The 17,485-nt window shown below is 59.4% G+C and carries 14 protein-coding genes; 2 read left to right on the top strand and 12 right to left on the bottom strand.

The window, feature by feature from the left end; translation table 11 throughout:
- Positions 1 to 77: 77 nt before the first annotated feature.
- Entirely contained in the window at positions 78 to 2,294 is a 2,217-nt protein-coding gene (locus tag F617_RS0116655) for a primosomal protein N' (RefSeq protein WP_003516742.1), read from the bottom strand.
- A 144-nt stretch (positions 2,295 to 2,438) separates the two neighbouring features.
- Here F617_RS0116655 and F617_RS0116650 point away from each other — a divergent pair, with 144 nt between their 5' ends.
- Together F617_RS0116650 and F617_RS0116645 are read left to right on the top strand one after the other, a co-directional pair.
- On the top strand, positions 2,439 to 3,386 hold the full coding sequence (locus F617_RS0116650) for a tyrosine recombinase XerC (protein WP_019566058.1): 948 nt from the start codon (positions 2,439 to 2,441) through the stop codon (positions 3,384 to 3,386).
- A gap of 80 nt (positions 3,387 to 3,466) precedes the next feature.
- The gene (locus F617_RS0116645) at positions 3,467 to 4,561 is read left to right on the top strand and encodes a TraB/GumN family protein (protein WP_019566057.1); all 1,095 of its coding nucleotides are present in this window, start codon (positions 3,467 to 3,469) and stop codon (positions 4,559 to 4,561) included.
- Here the strand turns inward: F617_RS0116645 and F617_RS0116640 are convergent.
- From F617_RS0116640 to zapE, 11 genes are all read right to left on the bottom strand, one after another.
- Positions 4,545 to 5,033, bottom strand: coding sequence for a DUF2867 domain-containing protein (locus F617_RS0116640; protein ID WP_026330903.1), 489 nt, complete (start codon positions 5,031 to 5,033; stop codon positions 4,545 to 4,547). The genes F617_RS0116645 and F617_RS0116640 overlap by 17 nt on opposite strands.
- Before the next feature lie 166 nt (positions 5,034 to 5,199).
- Positions 5,200 to 5,700 (bottom strand): cytochrome b, encoded by a 501-nt coding sequence (locus F617_RS0116635; protein ID WP_019566055.1) that lies wholly within the window; start codon positions 5,698 to 5,700, stop codon positions 5,200 to 5,202.
- Between the two features lie 112 nt (positions 5,701 to 5,812).
- Complete coding sequence (gene lpdA / locus F617_RS0116630; RefSeq protein ID WP_019566054.1) at positions 5,813 to 7,219, bottom strand: dihydrolipoyl dehydrogenase; 1,407 nt, start codon at positions 7,217 to 7,219, stop codon at positions 5,813 to 5,815.
- Between the two features lie 64 nt (positions 7,220 to 7,283).
- Positions 7,284 to 7,928, bottom strand: a complete 645-nt coding sequence (locus F617_RS0116625) for a LysE family translocator (RefSeq protein ID WP_019566053.1) — start codon at positions 7,926 to 7,928, stop codon at positions 7,284 to 7,286.
- 14 nt (positions 7,929 to 7,942) lie between these two features.
- Positions 7,943 to 8,356 (bottom strand): MAPEG family protein, encoded by a 414-nt coding sequence (locus tag F617_RS0116620; RefSeq protein ID WP_003516731.1) that lies wholly within the window; start codon positions 8,354 to 8,356, stop codon positions 7,943 to 7,945.
- Between the two features lie 68 nt (positions 8,357 to 8,424).
- Positions 8,425 to 9,657: a 2-oxoglutarate dehydrogenase complex dihydrolipoyllysine-residue succinyltransferase gene (gene odhB, locus F617_RS0116615; protein WP_019566052.1), complete on the bottom strand. Its 1,233-nt coding sequence runs from the start codon at positions 9,655 to 9,657 to the stop codon at positions 8,425 to 8,427.
- A 53-nt stretch (positions 9,658 to 9,710) separates the two neighbouring features.
- Positions 9,711 to 12,707, bottom strand: a complete 2,997-nt coding sequence (locus F617_RS0116610; RefSeq protein ID WP_003516728.1) for a 2-oxoglutarate dehydrogenase E1 component — start codon at positions 12,705 to 12,707, stop codon at positions 9,711 to 9,713.
- Between the two features lie 176 nt (positions 12,708 to 12,883).
- Positions 12,884 to 13,786, bottom strand: coding sequence for a succinate--CoA ligase subunit alpha (gene sucD / locus F617_RS0116605; RefSeq protein ID WP_003516727.1), 903 nt, complete (start codon positions 13,784 to 13,786; stop codon positions 12,884 to 12,886).
- Positions 13,787 to 13,803: 17 nt separating this feature from the next.
- Positions 13,804 to 14,997 carry an ADP-forming succinate--CoA ligase subunit beta gene (gene sucC / locus F617_RS0116600; RefSeq protein WP_003516725.1) on the bottom strand — a complete coding sequence of 398 codons (1,194 nt, stop codon included), beginning with the start codon at positions 14,995 to 14,997 and terminating at the stop codon, positions 13,804 to 13,806.
- Between the two features lie 131 nt (positions 14,998 to 15,128).
- Positions 15,129 to 16,091 carry a malate dehydrogenase gene (gene mdh / locus F617_RS0116595; RefSeq protein ID WP_003516723.1) on the bottom strand — a complete coding sequence of 321 codons (963 nt, stop codon included), beginning with the start codon at positions 16,089 to 16,091 and terminating at the stop codon, positions 15,129 to 15,131.
- Positions 16,092 to 16,267: 176 nt separating this feature from the next.
- Positions 16,268 to 17,431, bottom strand: coding sequence for a cell division protein ZapE (gene zapE, locus F617_RS0116590; protein ID WP_003516721.1), 1,164 nt, complete (start codon positions 17,429 to 17,431; stop codon positions 16,268 to 16,270).
- Between the last annotated feature and the right edge of the window lie 54 nt (positions 17,432 to 17,485).

The raw sequence follows: 17,485 nt of genomic DNA, 5'->3' as shown, positions 1-17,485 counted from the left end.
CTCGTTCCTCAAATCATTTTTGCCTGCTGCGTTATGACACGGTCATGACAGCGGGAAAACGTCCCCATTGATAAAGTTCAAAGGAAACTTTGCGGATCGATATCGAGCTGCACATGCACGCTGCCCCGTTCCTTCGGGCCATTGGCCAGAAGCGTTCGAAGGAAGGATTGCATATCGGAATTGCGCCGCCCATGCACCAGCAGGCGAAAACGGTGCCGGCCGCGGATAAGCGCCAGCGGCGCTTCCGCCGGGCCGAGCAGCATGATGCCCGTAACCTGCGGTGCTGCTGCCCTTAAACCCCGCGCATGGGTTTCGGCCTCCGCACGCGTATCGGCGGAAACGATGATTGAGGCAAGCCGTCCGAAAGGCGGAAGAACGGCTTTTTCCCGCTCCACGATCTCCCTTTCGTAAAAGGCAGATGCATCACCGGACACGATTGCCTGCATGACAGGGTGTTGCGGCTGGTAGGTTTGCAACAGGCCGTGGCTTTTCAGCCCGGTTCGCCCGGCGCGACCGGTCACCTGCGAGAGCAGTTGGAACGTTCGCTCCGCTGCGCGCGGATCGCCATTGGCAAGCCCGAGATCGGCGTCGACAATACCGACAAGCGTCATAAGGGGGAAGTTGTGCCCCTTGGCAACCAGCTGCGTGCCGATGACGATGTCCGCCTCTCCCTTGACGATCGCCTCCAGCTCCAGACGCAGCCGCTTGACGCCCATCAGGTCAGAGGAGAGCACGATGGTGCGGGCCTCGGGAAAATGTTTCTCCACCTCCTCGGCGATCCGCTCTACCCCCGGCCCGCAGGCCACCAGATGATCGAAGGTGCCGCATTCCGGGCAATGGTCCGGCGTCGGCTCGTTGTGACCGCACTGGTGGCATTGCAGTTGATTGCGGAACCGGTGCTCCACCAGCCAGCTCGAACATTGCGGGCACTGGAAACGGTGACCGCAGACCCGGCAGAGCGTCAGCGGCGCGTAACCGCGACGATTGAGAAAGAGCAGGGACTGCTCGCCCTTTTCGATGGTTTTGCCGATGCCGCGCAGGAGAACCGGCGAAAGAAACCCTCCCCTTTCCGGCGGATGGCGACGCATATCGATCAGATGCAGATCGGGCATCGCCGCATCGCCGAAGCGCGTATGCAGATGGATCGTGTTATAGCGGCCAGAACTGCCGTTGACCTGGCTTTCCACTGACGGCGTGGCGGAGACCAGCACCACCGGGAAATCCCCGATCCGGGCTCTGACGACCGCCATGTCGCGGGCATTGTAAAAGACGCGGTCTTCCTGCTTGTAGGCCGGGTCATGCTCCTCATCGACGATAATGAGGCCGAGATTGTCGAAGGGAAGGAACAGCGCCGAGCGCGCGCCGGCCACCACCTTCACCTCACCCGTCACCGCCTGTCGCCAGACCTTTTCGCGCATGCGCGGCGACAGGTCAGAATGCCATTCCGCCGGCTTGGCGCCGAAGCGGTCGTGAAAGCGATCCAGGAAGGCCGCCGTCAGCGCGATTTCCGGCAACAGGATGAGGACCTGCTTGCCTTGTCGCAGCGTTTCCGCCACCGCCTCGAAATAGACCTCGGTTTTGCCGGAGCCGGTCACACCATCAATCAGTGAAACATGGAAACCACCCTTGCGCACATCCTCGAGAATTTCCGATGCCGCCTGTTTCTGCGGGCCTTCCAGTCGCGGCTCGGCATAGTCGGGATCAGGCTCGGCCACAACGGGCGGCGCGGGCAGAAAAACCGTCTCGAATACGCCCTGCTTGACCAGACCATCGACAACGCTGGTAGAAACGCCGGCGGCATGGGCAAGGCCACTCTTCGTCCAGCCATGGCCCTCGGCCGCCAGTTCCATCACTCTCTCGCGGGCGGGAGTAAGCCGCTCCGGCCTGCCTTCGGTCAGCCGCAGCCCCTCGATCATAGGCTCGGGATCGAAGGCGGCGGGCGCGCGTAGGGCCATGCGCGCCACAAGGCCGGGCGGAGAAAGCGTGTAGGCGGCAACCCAGTCGATGAAGCGCCGCATTTCCGCTTTCAGCGGCGGGCACTCGAAACTCTTGGTGATGGGCCGCAGCTTTTTCGGATCGACGCTCTTCTCTCCTGCATCGTCCCACACCACGCCGAAGACCTGCCGTGGTCCAAGCGGCACCTGAACGATGGAGCCGGTCTCCACCACCATATCGTCAGGCACGGCATAACTGTAGGGTCCCGGCGCCGGCATCGGCACGAGAACGGGCACCGTGCGCGTGAGCGACGGCGGGTCGAACAGAGCCCCAAACAGATCGGACGAATCTTTTGCCATGATGTGGCGAACATGCCCCGGCGGAATGAAAAAGGAAACCGCCCGGATGTAATGGCTGACCCCGGTAAAGTCCACGCCAGATGCGAAGCCCAGGCGCAAGCCTTAACCAAATACTGACCATAAGGGCATAGCGTTGGGAGAGGAATGGAGCGCCCCGTGACCGAAATTCTGACTTTTGCCACACCCGATCTCTTGAACGAGCGCCAATCCTGGCTTGCCGCGATTGCCGGTGAACGCCGCCTTGCAGACAATACCGTCGAGGCCTACGAGCGCGACACTCGCCAGTTTTTGACATTCCTCACCGGTTACATCGGCAAGTCAGCTTCAATCGCCGATATCGCCGATCTGCGCCCGGTCGATCTTCGCGCCTTTCTGGCCAGTCGTCGCAGGGAAGGCGCCGGCGCACGCTCGCTGGGGCGGCATCTGGCGGGCCTGCGTTCCTTTCTCCACTATCTGCAAAAGAAAGGTCTGGTGAATGCGGCCGGGGCCACCGCCATGCGCTCGCCGAAACAGCCGAAATCTCTGCCGAAACCGCTGACGGACCGGCAGGCGCTGAAAATAACCACCACCGAGGCGCAATTGAATGAAGAGCCGTGGATTGCCGCCCGTAACGCTGCGGTTCTCTCGCTTCTTTATGGCTGCGGTCTTCGCATCTCCGAGGCGCTCGGGCTGGCTCCGGCCGATTTCACGCCCGACGCCCGCAGCCTTCGCATCACCGGCAAAGGCAACAAGACCCGGGTGGTGCCTTTGCTGGCGGTGGTAACGGAAGCGGTTGAGGCCTACAAAAAGCTCTGCCCCTATCATCTGGCTGCCGACCAGCCGCTATTCCTCGGCGCGCGCGGCGGCAAGCTGCAACCTGCCATCATCCAGCGCGAGATGCAGAAGTTGCGTGGCGCTTTCGGCCTGCCGGAAAACGCCACACCGCATGCGCTGCGCCACTCCTTCGCCACCCATCTACTGGCCGGCGGCGGCGACCTGCGCACCATTCAGGAACTGCTCGGCCATGCCAGCCTCTCCACCACGCAGATCTATACCGGCGTCGATACCGCAAGATTGCTGGAAATCTACGATAATGCCCACCCGCGCGCATGAAGCAGGAAATGCTTAACCATAGTCATTAATCAGACGTCCAAGCCGCCGTTCTATAAGTGGACTAGAACCGGATAGTACCTATGCAAAGCCTGATAAAGCCACAAAATCTCACCGCCACACTGATGGGCAAGACCGGCGACACCCTGCTCTGGTTGCTCGCCGCGCTGCACGTCACTGCTGTCGCAATCCTCTTCGCAACGTTGCTATCGTTGGGTGAGGCGCAAGCCGCCGAACAGGAGATAAGCTGCACGGGCAGCGATATTCTCGTGGAGATGCGCAAGAGCGACCCGCAGGGCTTCGCGAAGATCGAACAGGAAGCGGCAGCTATCCCGAACGGCAAGGGCAACTTCTGGCGCATCGAAAAAGCTGGAACGGCGCCGTCCTTTCTTCTCGGCACCATGCACGTCACCGATCCACGCGTTCTTGGCATGCCAGCCGCCGCAACACCCGCGTTTGAAAAAGCCGCGACGGTCATCGTGGAATCGGACGAAATCGTCGATGACAAGAAAATTGCGGCATCGCTGCTGACAAGACCCGACCTCACCATGTTTATGGACGGCAAGTCGATCACCGACATCCTGTCACCCGAAAATGTCGCACGCCTTGAAAAGGGTCTTAAGGAGCGCGGCATTCCGCTGAGTGCCGTTTCGCGCATGAAGCCATGGATGCTGTCGAGTTTCGTCGCCCTTCCCGCCTGCGAATTTGCCCGCAAGGCCACTGGCCTGTCTTTCCTGGATAAGAAGCTCGCTGAAGATGCAGTCGCGGACGGAAAGCATCTTGTCGGGCTGGAGACCATGGTGGAGCAGCTTGCGGCCATGTCTGAGCTGCCAATGGAATTTCATCTGCAGGCGCTGATCGAAACGCTCGAATTGGGCGACCGCATGGACGACATTATGACGACCATGACCGATCTTTATGTCAGCGGTGATATCGGCATGACCATGCCCATGCTGAAGAGCATTGATCCCAAGAAAGCGTCTGAAAATGACCAGGGCTACGCCGCCTTCGAGCAACGCATCATCACCGATCGCAACCACGTCATGGCGGAGCGATCGGCCCCTGAGCTTGCCAAAGGCAATGTCTTCATGGCCGTCGGCGCTTTGCACCTGCCGGGCGAAGAAGGCGTAATTGAACTCCTGCGTGCGCAGGGCTTTACCCTCACACGGGTCGACTGATAAACTCGTCTCCGGTCTTGACGGGGCGGACATTGGCGCAAAACGGCCGCATCGTCGCCGGCACGATGCGACGATGAAACGGCCCGACGACGAAAAGATAGAGACGCCCGAACAGGTTCTTGCGCCGGACGATAGTCGTGACCTTCACGATCTGCCGACCAAGCTCCTGTTCCACATCGACGACGATACGGAAATCGAGATGGTTGTCGTCAAAGCCGAGCACGGTCCGGTCCGAAGTAGACGACAGCACGGGAAATCCGCCCGCCGAAGTACCCGCCGCCAGCTCGACCGTTCTGAGACCAAAAAGCGATACGAGACGGTTTCGAAGCGCCATAAGGCCGCTGATCCATGCCGGAGGATGATCGAGGAGAAGTCTGCTCACGTCGAGTGAACTCGATGCGGCCGTCACCATCTCTCCTTCAAAGCAATCCCGCCAGTCCGCGCCCGGCAATATGTCTTCGCTATCCCGCATCCCATAACCTCATTGCCGCCTTGTGTGGCGAGGCTCATCATCACTATTTCCGATCATCCGGGAACGTGACAAACCGCCGCTAATGGCAATTCGAGCGGGTTTAGCTTCAGAAAATACGAAGAGACAGAGAGATAGAGCGTTTTCGCTTTTGGAAAAGCGTAGTGCTTTAGCCGTGCGTCATACGCTTCAAAACATTGGTGCGCCAATAGAACTGGTGAACCAGAACTGCGGCGACGTGGCCGGCGATCAACACCCACATCAGCCCCTTGAACGGCCCGGAATGCAATTCTCCTGCTACTCGCGCGCCGAAATAATAGGCCGCAATGCCCGACAATGGCAGGGCAAAAAACAGCGCGTAAAAGGTGAAATGCGCGACCTTCGCGGCGATTTGAGAAGCGCGCGGTTCATTGGCGGGATGCGGCGGCACCCCCTGGAAAAACCGCAGACAGAGGCGCAGAACCGCAAGGGACAGGACGGCAAAGCCGACATACGCGTGAATATTGGCCGAGGAGATCTGTTCCGGCGTCAGCGTTTCACCCCGCCGCATCAACCGATACGCATGGGCCATGCCATCTGGAAACAGAAGGTTGAAAAAGATCAGAAGCGCCATCGTCCAGTGAAGGATACGCTGCGGAACGGAGAAGGAAAATTGAGTGGAGGACGCCATTTTATTGCCTTTTATCAAAAGGTTAGACAGGCTATGGCGCAAATATGCTGAACCCCGGCCTGCATTGCAAGCCGGGGTTCGCTTTATGGCTGAAATTTAATATTGGCTAAAATCACATATGGATCGGCTTGAAGAAAGTTGCCAGCGCCGCTTCCTTCACCGCTTCCGACATGGTCGGATGCGCATGGCAGGTACGGCCGAGATCTTCCGAGGAACCACCGAATTCCATTAGCACGGTGATCTCGTGGATCATTTCGCCAGCGCCGAAACCAACGATATGGCCGCCGAGAACCCGGTCGGTTTCCTTGTCAGCGAGGATCTTCACGAACCCATCAGTCACCTGCATGGCGCGGGCGCGACCATTGGCGGTGAAGGGGAACTTGCCGACCTTGTAGGCGACACCAGCGGCCTTCAGTTCTTCTTCCGTCTTGCCGACGGAAGCGACTTCCGGCTGCGTATAGACCACGGCCGGAATGACATCGTAGTTCACATGGCCGCGCTGGCCGGCGAGAATTTCCGCAAGAGCGACGCCCTCGTCTTCCGCCTTATGTGCCAGCATCGGGCCCTTCACCACGTCGCCGATGGCGTAGATGCCATCCACATTGGTCTTGAAGTGGCCGTCGATTTCGACACGGCCGCGGCTGTCCAGCACGACACCGGCTTCCGCAAGACCGAGACCCTCGGTGTAGGGCTTGCGACCGGTGGAGATCAGCACAACGTTGGCTTCCAGCGTTTCAGCCGCGCCACCCTTGACCGGCTCGAACACCACCTTTGCGCCGGTTCCCGTCTTTTCAACGCCCGTCACCTTGGCACCGAGCTTGAAATCGAGACCCTGCTTGGCGAGCAGACGCTGAGCCTGCTTGGAGACTTCGCTATCCATGCCGCCGAGAATGGTGTCGAGATATTCGACGACGGTGACCTTCGCGCCAAGACGCGACCAGACCGAACCAAGCTCGAGGCCGATGACACCGCCGCCCACCACGATGAGCTTTTCCGGAACCTTGGAGAGCGCAATCGCGCCGGTGGAGGAAACGATGACGCTTTCATCGATATCCACCTGGACGCCGGGAATACCAGCAACATCAGAACCGGTGGCGATGACGATGTTCTTGGCTTCGATTTCCTGGCTCTCGCCCTTGTCGTTGGTGACGGAGACCTTGCCGGCGGATACAACCTTGCCCGTGCCCTGGAAGGCATCGATCTTGTTCTTCTTGAACAGGAAGGCAACGCCGTCGACATTGGCTTTCACCACGCTGTCCTTGTGCCCCATCATCTTCTCGAGGTTCAGCTTCGGAGCGGCGACTTCGATACCAAGCGTATCAACGCCATGGGCCACATGCGCGAAGGTTTCGGAAGCGTGCAGCAATGCCTTGGAAGGAATGCAGCCGACATTGAGGCAGGTGCCGCCATAGGTCGCGCGCTTTTCGATCACTGCGACCTTCAAGCCAAGCTGTGCCGCCTTGACCGCGCAAACATAACCGCCGGGACCCGTACCGATTACCACTACATCATATGCCATGTTTCTGTTCCTGATTGATTGCGGGCAGGATTTTTAACCGCCCTGCTTCCGTTTGACCTGAAACTCAGGCCGCTTTTTCCGTTGCGAGTTTTATACCGAGAGCGATGAAGACCACGCCACTGGTGCGGTCGATCCATTGGCTGGCGCGCTGAAAAGCTGCGCGCATGCGAGGCGTCGTCATGAACAGGCTGACGCCGACGAACCACAGGATAAGGCAGCTTGCCATGACGAGCCCATATCCGAACTTGATGCCAACAGGCGTATGCGCGTGAACCACCGTCGAAAAGATCGACAGGAAGAAAAACACCGGTTTGGGGTTGAGCGCGTTGGCGGCAAAACCGAGCGTGAACGCCTTCAATGCAGTCTGGCCGCTTCTTGCCCGAACACCATCTTCGCCTTCCGCAGCCGGCAATTCGGTCTTGCCTGCGCGCAGCGCCCTGATGCCGATATAGATCAGATAGGCAACACCCAACCACTTGACGATGTTGAAGAGATAGATCGACTGGGAAATGATGAGACCAAGTCCAAGGATCGTATAGGTGACGTGGAACATCAGGGATGTGCCAACACCGAAGCTGGTGATGATGGCCTGCTTGCGCCCATGCACCATGGCCTGACGCATGACCATCGCCAGATCGGCGCCGGGAGAAACGATCGCGAAAAAGAAGATCGCCATCAGGGATGCAAGTTCGATCAGATACTGATGCATGGGAAAATCAACCTCTAAAACATCAACACGAAAAGCATCAGCCCAAGACCGAGCATCGAACCGAGCCAGACCAGCGAGCGGATATAGGGCACACCAGCGAGATAAAGTGGAATATAGACCACCCGGCAGATCAGCCAGATCAAAGCGCCGGTGAAGGCCAGCCCGGACGGATCGCCAGCCATGATGACACCGAAGGCGAGCGCGATGAAAGCGGGATAGGTCTCGCGAAAATTCGCCGAGGCACGCGCGGCGCGTCCGGCAACCCTGCCCTCCGGCTTCTTTTCAGCATCCCGCGGACCGGCATTCCAGTCCAGCCCGAATTCACGCGTTGCCGTCATTCCCTGCAGCGCAATGTGGGCGGCCAGCAGCAGGACGCTGAGCCCGATCAGCGGCAAAAAGGGTGACGCGGCAAGAAATGTCGGCTGCACTTTCGCTCTCCTGATGGCATTTCAGCGGGATCGACTTGAAACCCCGCTGAAACGAAAAGCAAGACCGATCAGAGATCGAGAACCAGACGTTCCGGATCTTCGAGGCTTTCCTTGACGCGAACGAGGAAGGTCACGGCTTCCTTGCCGTCAACGATACGGTGATCGTAGGAGAGCGCAAGATACATCATCGGACGGATGACAACCTGACCGCCGATGGCGACCGGACGCTCCTGGATCTTGTGCATGCCGAGGATGCCCGACTGCGGCGCATTGAGGATCGGCGAGGACATCAGCGAGCCGTAGACGCCGCCATTGGTGATGGTGAAGGTGCCGCCCTGCATGTCGGCCATGCCGAGCGAACCGTCGCGCGCTGCCTTGGCGAGACGGCCGAGTTCCTTTTCGACACCAGCGATGGAGAGCTGGTCGGCATCGCGAATGACCGGAACGACGAGACCCTTGTCGGTGCCGACAGCCATGCCGACGTGACAATAGTTCTTGTAGATGATGTCCGTGCCGTCGATTTCAGCGTTGACGGCGGGCAGTTCCTTCAGCGCGTGGGTCACGGCCTTGGTGAAGAAGCCCATAAAGCCGAGTTTGACGCCGTGCTTCTTCTCGAAAACGTCCTTGTAGCGGTTGCGCAGATCCATGACGGCGCTCATGTCCACCTCGTTATAGGTGGTCAGCATGGCGGCCGTGTTCTGTGCATCCTTGAGGCGACGTGCGATCGTCTGGCGCAGGCGGGTCATCTTGACGCGCTCTTCGCGAACCTGATCCTGCTCGGCCGAAACCGGACGGGGAGCAGCAGCAGCGACCGGAGCGGCGGCAGGTGCCGAAACACCCTTGGCAACAGCGGCGAGAACGTCGCCCTTCAGAACCTGGCCACGCTTGCCCGAACCGTCGACCTGATCGGCGGAAAGGTTGTTTTCAGCGAGCAGCTTGCCGGCGGCCGGTGCCGGCGGCATGGCGCTTCCAGCCGGAGCGGCGGCCACGGCTGCGGCAGGTGCCGGTGCAGCAGCAGGCGCAGCAGGCTTTGCCGCGGGTGCAGAAGTTGCAGCGCCGGCAGCACCTTCGGCGATCTGGCCGAGAAGGGCGTCGAGACCGACGGTTTCGCCGTTCTGCACGACGATTTCGGTCAGCACGCCGGAGGCGGGCGCCGGAACTTCGACGGTAACCTTGTCGGTTTCGAGTTCAACGAGAGGTTCGTCGGCCTTGACGGTATCGCCGACCTTCTTGAACCAGGTGCCGACGGTCGCTTCGCTGACGGATTCGCCGAGGGTTGGTACGCGGATTTCAGTGGCCATGATCTAGTTCCGTTATTCGGGTGTCTTTTTTGCGGGGCGATGCGGGAGAGTTCTCACTCTCCCAGCGCGTCTTCCAGGAACGCAGCAAGCTGCGCCAGATGCTTGGACATCAGGCCGGTCGCCGGAGAGGCGGCAGCCGGACGGCCCGTGTAACGGACCTTCTGGTACTTGGCGTCGATATGCGCCAGAACCCATTCAAGGTAGGGATCGATGAACGACCACGCACCCATGTTCTTCGGCTCTTCCTGGCACCAGACCATTTCCGCGTTACGGAAACGGGAAAGCTCGTTGATGAGCGCCTTGGCCGGGAACGGATAGAGCTGTTCGACACGCAGCAGGTAAATGTCGTCGATACCGCGCTTTTCACGCTCCTCGAGCAGATCGTAGTAGACCTTGCCCGTGCACATGACGACGCGGCGGATCTTCGAATCCTTCTGCAGCTTGATCGGACCATCCTTGATGACCTCCGCATCGTCCCACAGGAGACGGTGGAAGGAGGACTCGCCTGCAAGCTCCGCAAGCGACGAGGTGGCGCGCTTGTGACGCAGCAGGGACTTCGGCGTCATCAGGATGAGCGGCTTGCGGAAGTCACGCTTCATCTGGCGGCGCAGGATATGGAAGTAGTTAGCCGGCGTCGTGACGTTGGCAACCTGCATGTTGTCTTCGGCGCACATCTGCAACCAGCGTTCCAGACGGGCGGACGAATGTTCCGGACCCTGACCTTCATAACCATGCGGCAGGAGGCAGACGAGACCGGACATGCGCAGCCACTTGCGTTCACCCGAAGAGATGAACTGGTCGAACACAACCTGGGCGCCGTTGGCGAAGTCGCCGAACTGGGCTTCCCAGAGCGTCAGTGCGTTCGGGCGGGCAAGCGAATAGCCATATTCGAAACCAAGAACCGCTTCTTCCGAAAGCATCGAGTTGATGACTTCGTAACGGGCCTGCGTCGGCGAAAGATTGGCAAGCGGGATGTAACGCTCTTCTGTCTCCTGATCATAGAGAACCGAGTGGCGCTGCGAGAAGGTGCCGCGTTCGCAGTCCTGACCGGACAGACGGATCTTGTGGCCGTCTACGACCAGCGAACCGAAGGCCAGAGCCTCAGCCATCGCCCAGTCCAGCCCCTCACCGGTCTCGACCATCTGGGCACGGTTTTCCATGAAGCGCTGGATCGTGCGGTGTGCGCTGAAGCCTTCCGGAATGGTCGACAGCTTCTTGCCGATTTCCTTAAGCTGCTTCATCGGCACGCCGGTCTTGCCACGACGCTGCTCATCGGCATTGTCGGCGGCCCGCAGACCGGACCACTGACCATCCAGCCAGTCGGCCTTGTTCGGCTTGTAGGACTGGCCTGCCTCGAACTCCTGCTCAAGATGGGCGCGCCAATCGGCCTTGATCTTCTCGAAATCGCCTTCGGTGATCAGGCCTTCTGCAATCAGGCGGTCAGCATAGATGCGGGCAACAGTCTTGTGGCCACGGATGACCTTGTACATCTTCGGCTGCGTGAACGCAGGCTCGTCGCCTTCGTTATGGCCGAAGCGACGGTAACAGAACATATCGATGACGACAGGCTTGTGGAACTTCATGCGGTATTCGGTTGCAACCTTTGCCGCATAAACCACCGCTTCCGGATCATCACCGTTAACGTGGAAGATCGGCGCCTCGATCATCTTGGCAACGTCGGAGGGATAGGGCGACGAGCGCGAGAAGGCCGGGTTCGTCGTGAAGCCGATCTGGTTGTTGATGATGAAGTGCATGGTACCGGCAACGCGGTGACCGCGCAGGCCGGAGAGGCCGAGAATTTCGGCAACCACGCCCTGACCCGCAAAAGCGGCGTCGCCGTGCAACAGGAGCGGCAGCACCTTTGCGCGTTCCGACAGCGGAATGATGTCGCCGTCCCATGTCTTGGCAAGCTGGTCCTGCTTGGCGCGGGCCTTGCCCATGACGACAGGGTTGACGATTTCAAGGTGCGACGGGTTTGCCGTCAGCGAGAGGTGAACCTTGTTGCCGTCGAATTCGCGGTCTGAGGAGGCACCGAGATGGTACTTCACGTCACCGGAACCTTCGACGTCATCAGGCTTGAACGAACCGCCCTTGAACTCGTGGAACACGGCGCGGTGCGGCTTGCCCATCACGTTGGTCAGAACGTTCAGGCGGCCGCGGTGAGCCATGCCGAGCACGACTTCTTCCAGACCGTCCTGGCCGCCGCGCTTGATGATCTGCTCAAGTGCCGGGATCAGCGATTCACCACCATCGAGGCCGAAACGCTTCGTACCCTTGAAACGCACGTCGAGGAACTGCTCGTAGCCTTCGGCTTCGACGAGCTTGGACAGAATCGCCTTCTTGCCTTCCGGCGTGAAGTCCACACCCTTGTCCGGACCTTCGATGCGTTCCTGGATCCAGCCCTTTTCTTCCGGGTTGGACATATGCATGAATTCGACGCCGAGCGTCGAGCAATAGGTGCGCTCGAGAATATCGACCATTTCGCGCACGGTCGCGTATTCGAGACCGAGGACGTTATCGATGAAAATCTTGCGGTCGTAGTCGCTTTCCTCGAAGCCATAGGACTTCGGCGAAAGCTCGTTATAGTCCTCAACGGCGCTGGCGATGCCAAGCGGGTCGAGCTTAGCGTGCAGATGGCCACGCATGCGGTAGGCGCGGATCATCATGATGGCGCGGACGCTGTCACGGGTCGCCTGAAGCACTTCGGCTGGGCTGACGGCCTTGCCGGTATCGGCGCTCTTGGCCTCGGCCTTCGCCTGAACCTTCTTCTCGATGGCCTTCTCGACCGTAGCCCAGTTGCCATCAAGCGCGGATACCAGGTCGCCGTTTGCCGGGATCGGCCAGTTGGCGCGCTTCCAGGAGGCGCCCTTGGCTGCCTTCTTCACGTCTTCCGGATTGTCGGACAACGCCTTGAAGAAGCTCTGCCACTCCGGCGACACGGAAGAGGGATCCTCTTCGTACCGGGCATAGAGCTGCTCGATATAGGCTGCATTCGCGCCGTCCAGAAACGACGTGATCTGAAACTGCTCGTTCGCTTCTTGCCTTGCCATTGTGTTCTTGCGGACTTGTCCGTCCGCCTCCTCGATGCCGTTAGGGCCGTTTATCGGCCTGCCGCTTGATTATTGCTGTCTGCCGCCGGGGCGGTATGCCGTCTGTCTGTCGTTCTTTGCGGCTTCGGGCAGCGTGGCGTTAAAGCCGCACCGCCCGTTACCGGTCTCATGTGGTCTCAGCCCTTGAGGACTTCAACCAGCGTCTTGCCGAGGCGCGCCGGGGAAGGCGATACCTTGATGCCTGCAGCTTCCATTGCCGCGATCTTCGATTCCGCATCGCCCTTGCCGCCGGAAACGACAGCGCCGGCGTGGCCCATGGTGCGGCCCTTCGGAGCCGTACGGCCCGCGATAAAGCCAGCCATCGGCTTCTTGCGGCCCTTCTTGGCTTCGTCGATCAGGAACTGTGCCGCATCTTCTTCAGCCGAACCGCCGATTTCGCCGATCATGATGATCGACTGCGTGGCTTCGTCGGCCAGGAACATTTCCAGCACGTCGATGAACTCGGTGCCCTTGACCGGGTCGCCGCCGATGCCGACAGCCGTCGTCTGGCCGAGGCCTTCGTTGGATGTCTGGAATACGGCTTCATAGGTCAGCGTGCCGGAGCGCGAAACGATACCGACCGAACCCTTGCGGAAAATCGAGCCCGGCATGATGCCGATCTTGCATTCTTCAGGCGTCATGATGCCCGGGCAGTTGGGGCCGAGCAGGCGCGAGTTAGAACGGTCGAGGCGAGCCTTGACGCGCACCATGTCCATCACCGGAATACCTTCGGTGATGCAGGTGATGAAGGGGATCTCAGCCTCGATGGCTTCGATGATGGCGTCGGCTGCACCTGCCGGCGGAACATAGATCACGGATGCGTCTGCACCGGTCTTTTCCTTGGCTTCGGCGACCGTTGCGAAGATCGGCAGGCTTTCGCCCTTGGAGCCGGTCCAGGTTTCGCCACCCTTCTTCGGGTGAATACCACCGACCATCTGCGTGCCGTAATAAGCAAGCGCCTGTTCGGTGTGGAAGGTACCGGTCTTGCCGGTCAGACCCTGAACGAGGATCTTGGTGTCTTTATTAACAAGAATAGACATTATTTCCGGTCCCTCAATTAGCCGTTGATCGCCGCGACGATCTTCTTGGCTGCGTCGTCCAGGTCGTCAGCAGCCGTAATCGCAAGGCCCGATTCGTTCAGGAGCTTCTTGCCAAGTTCGACGTTGGTGCCTTCGAGGCGAACAACGAGCGGAACCTGCAAACCGACTTCCTTCACCGCGGCGATAACACCTTCGGCGATGACGTCGCACTTCATGATGCCGCCGAAGATGTTGACGAGGATACCCTCGACCTTCGGGTCAGCAGTGATGATCTTGAAAGCTGCAGCAACCTTCTCCTTGCCGGCGCCGCCGCCGACGTCACAGAAGTTTGCCGGCTCCTTGCCGTAAAGCTTGATGATGTCCATCGTCGCCATGGCGAGACCGGCACCATTGACCATGCAGCCGATGTTGCCATCGAGCGCAACGTAAGCGAGGTCCCACTTGGAGGCTTCGATTTCCTTGGCGTCTTCTTCGGTCTCGTCGCGCAGCGCCTTGACGTCGTCATGGCGGAACAGCGCGTTGCCGTCGAAGGACATCTTGGCGTCGAGAACGCGCAGATGACCGTTTTCCATGACGATCAGCGGGTTAACCTCGAGGAGAGCCATGTCCTTCTCGTTGAAGGCCTTGTAGAGGATCGGGAACAGCGCCTTGGCGTCTTCCGCAGCAACACCCTCAAGCTCGAGCGCCTTGGAGATCGCAGCAACGTCAGCGTCGCTCACACCCTTTTCCGGGTCGATGGCGATGGTGTGGATCTTCTCTGGCGTGTCGTGGGCAACAGCTTCGATATCCATGCCGCCTTCGGTGGAAACCACGAAAGCAACGCGACCGACCGAGCGATCGACCAGCAGCGAGCAGTAAAGCTCGCGAGCGATATCCGCACCGTCTTCGATGTAAAGGCGGTTGACCTGCTTGCCGGCATCGCCCGTCTGCGCCGTTACCAGCGTGTTGCCCAGCATATCCTTCGAGTGGGAAACGACTTCTTCGATCGTCTTTGCGAGACGAACGCCACCCTTGGCGTCGGGGCCGAGTTCCTTGAACTTGCCCTTGCCGCGGCCGCCAGCGTGAATCTGGCTCTTGACGACGTAGAGCGGGCCGGGAAGCTGCTTTGCGGCGGCTTCGGCTTCTTCGACCTTGAGGATGGCGACGCCTTCAGCGACCGGCGCACCATAGCCCTTCAGAAGAGCCTTGGCCTGATATTCGTGAATATTCATGGAATAATCCCTGTTTGGAGCCGCTTGAAGCGCCCTGCATCCTTATCTGACGCAGGGCGCTTCAAGCTGTTGAATCTACGCATCGTGCCTTGCAAAAATCCAATCCGGTTTTGCGCCGATGCGTCAGGCTATTACTTCAGCGACGGAGCGATGTTGATGCAGGCTTCGCAAAGACCGGCAACAGCGCCGACGGACTTCTGGAAGGCGGCTTCTTCATCCTTGTTCAGCTCGATCTCGATGATGCGCTCGATACCACCGGCGCCGATGATGGTGGGCACGCCGACATACATATCGTCCACGCCGTACTGGCCCGACAGATGGGCAGCGGCGGGCAGAACGCGCTTCTTGTCCTTGAGGTAGGATTCAGCCATTTCGATCGCCGAAGCGGCGGGCGCGTAATAGGCCGAGCCGGTCTTCAGCAGGCCGACGATTTCCGCACCGCCGTCGCGGGTGCGCTGGATGATCTCTTCGAGACGCTCGGCGGTGAGCCAGCCCATCTTGACGAGATCGGTCAGCGGAATGCCGCCAACGGTGGAATAACGCGCCAAAGGCACCATCGTATCGCCGTGGCCGCCGAGAACGAATGCCGTTACGTCCTGAACCGAAACGTTGAACTCTTCGGCGAGGAACAGGCGGAAGCGAGCGCTGTCGAGAACGCCGGCCATGCCGACGACCTTGTTCTTCGGAAGACCGGAGAACTTCTGAAGCGCCCAGACCATGGCGTCCAGCGGGTTGGTGATGCAGATGACGAAAGCGTTCGGGGCATATTTCTTGATGCCGGCGCCGACCTGCTCCATGACCTTGAGATTGATGCCGAGAAGATCGTCGCGGCTCATGCCGGGCTTGCGGGCGACGCCAGCGGTGACGATGCAGACATCAGCGCCTTCGATGGCAGCGTAGTCGGAAGCGCCAGTGAGCTTGGCATTGAAACCTTCAACCGGTCCGGACTGGGCAATATCCAGACCTTTGCCCTGCGGGATGCCGTCGGCAATATCGAAGAGGACGATATCGCCCAGTTCCTTCAGGCTGGCGAGATGCGCCAGCGTGCCGCCGATCATGCCAGAACCAATAAGTGCAATCTTTTTGCGAGCCATCGAATGCTTCCTCTAGAGCTTCAATTCAATTTCACCACGCCACCGGCAGCCAAATTGTCGCACTTCGATTAGCCCCATTGACCAAAATTGGCAACAGATTCTTTTGGCATGAATATTTTCAATCGTTTAGATCAATATTTTCTTACGTAAACGTAAGAGAATGCGTCACGAAAGTGTCAAACTTTCTGCCGTTTTTCATGGTGGAGCACCAGATAATCTGCACTGCGCATCTCAAACAGGCGCGAGGCGGTGCGATCGAACTCGAAACCTTCGGTGCCCTTGCGCTTGCCGAGCAGGTCTTCGGGCATGGCCGCAGCGGAGGCGAAGAGGCGGACGCTGTGATCGTACAGCGCGTCTATGAGAATGATAAAACGCTTGGTTTCGTTCCGTTTGTCGGCATTGAGAAACGGGATGTGGTCGATGAAGACTGTATCGAAACGATTGGCTATCGCGAGAAAATCAGAAGCGCCGAGCGGCTTTTCGCAAAGGTCGGAGAAGGAAAAGCGGGCCACACGGCCGCTGGCGCGCGGCACCAGAATGGAGCGGCCCTTCATCGGTATTTCGGTTGGCGCGACAAGATGGCCACCGGTCATGTGCCGCCAGGCCATATCCATCGCCTGATCCGCCGCACCGTCGAGTGGCGTGACATAGACCGGCAGGCTTTCCAGCTTTTCCATGCGGTAATCGGTGGGACTGTCCAGCGTCACCACTTCCACATGCTTCTTCAGCAAATCGACAAAGGGCAGAAACAGGCCGCGATTAAGCCCGTCCTTGTAAAGATTGTCGGGCACAACATTGGACGTTGTTACCAATGTGCAGCCATTGGCAAAAAGCTCGCTGAACAGCCGGGCGAGGATCATCGCATCGGCAATATCCGTGACGGTGAACTCATCGAAGCAAAGAAGCTCCGCTTCCGCCAGAAGCTGGGCTGCCACTGGAGGAATGGGATCGGCCTGCTTGGTTTCGCCATTCTTGAGCTTCTGCCGATGCGCGTGCACGCGATTATGGACATCAGCCATGAATTCGTGAAAATGGCAGCGCCGTTTGGAAGAGACGGGCGCCATCTCGTAGAACATGTCCATCAGCATCGTCTTGCCGCGGCCAACGCTGCCATGGACATACAGTCCCTTGACGAAGGCGGACGGGCCAGCCTTGCGAGCGAACATCCAGCCGAGTGCGCTTTTTTTCCTGGCGGGTTTGCGCGCTTTCAAATCGGCAAGGATACGGTCGAGGTGGGCCGCAACGCCGCGTTGCGCGGCATCCGCCTGCAAAGTGCCAGCTGCCGTCAATGCGTTGAGCTGTTCAACGACACTATGGTTGTAGTCAGGCAATGGCTTCATGGAAAAGCGCCCCGGTCGCGGACGGACGCCCGCGACGAATGGAATGGCTTGAAA

The organism is Agrobacterium sp. 10MFCol1.1 (assembly GCF_000381165.1).
Classification (GTDB): domain Bacteria; phylum Pseudomonadota; class Alphaproteobacteria; order Rhizobiales; family Rhizobiaceae; genus Agrobacterium; species Agrobacterium tumefaciens.
This window is presented reverse-complemented; position numbering and strand designations above follow the sequence as displayed.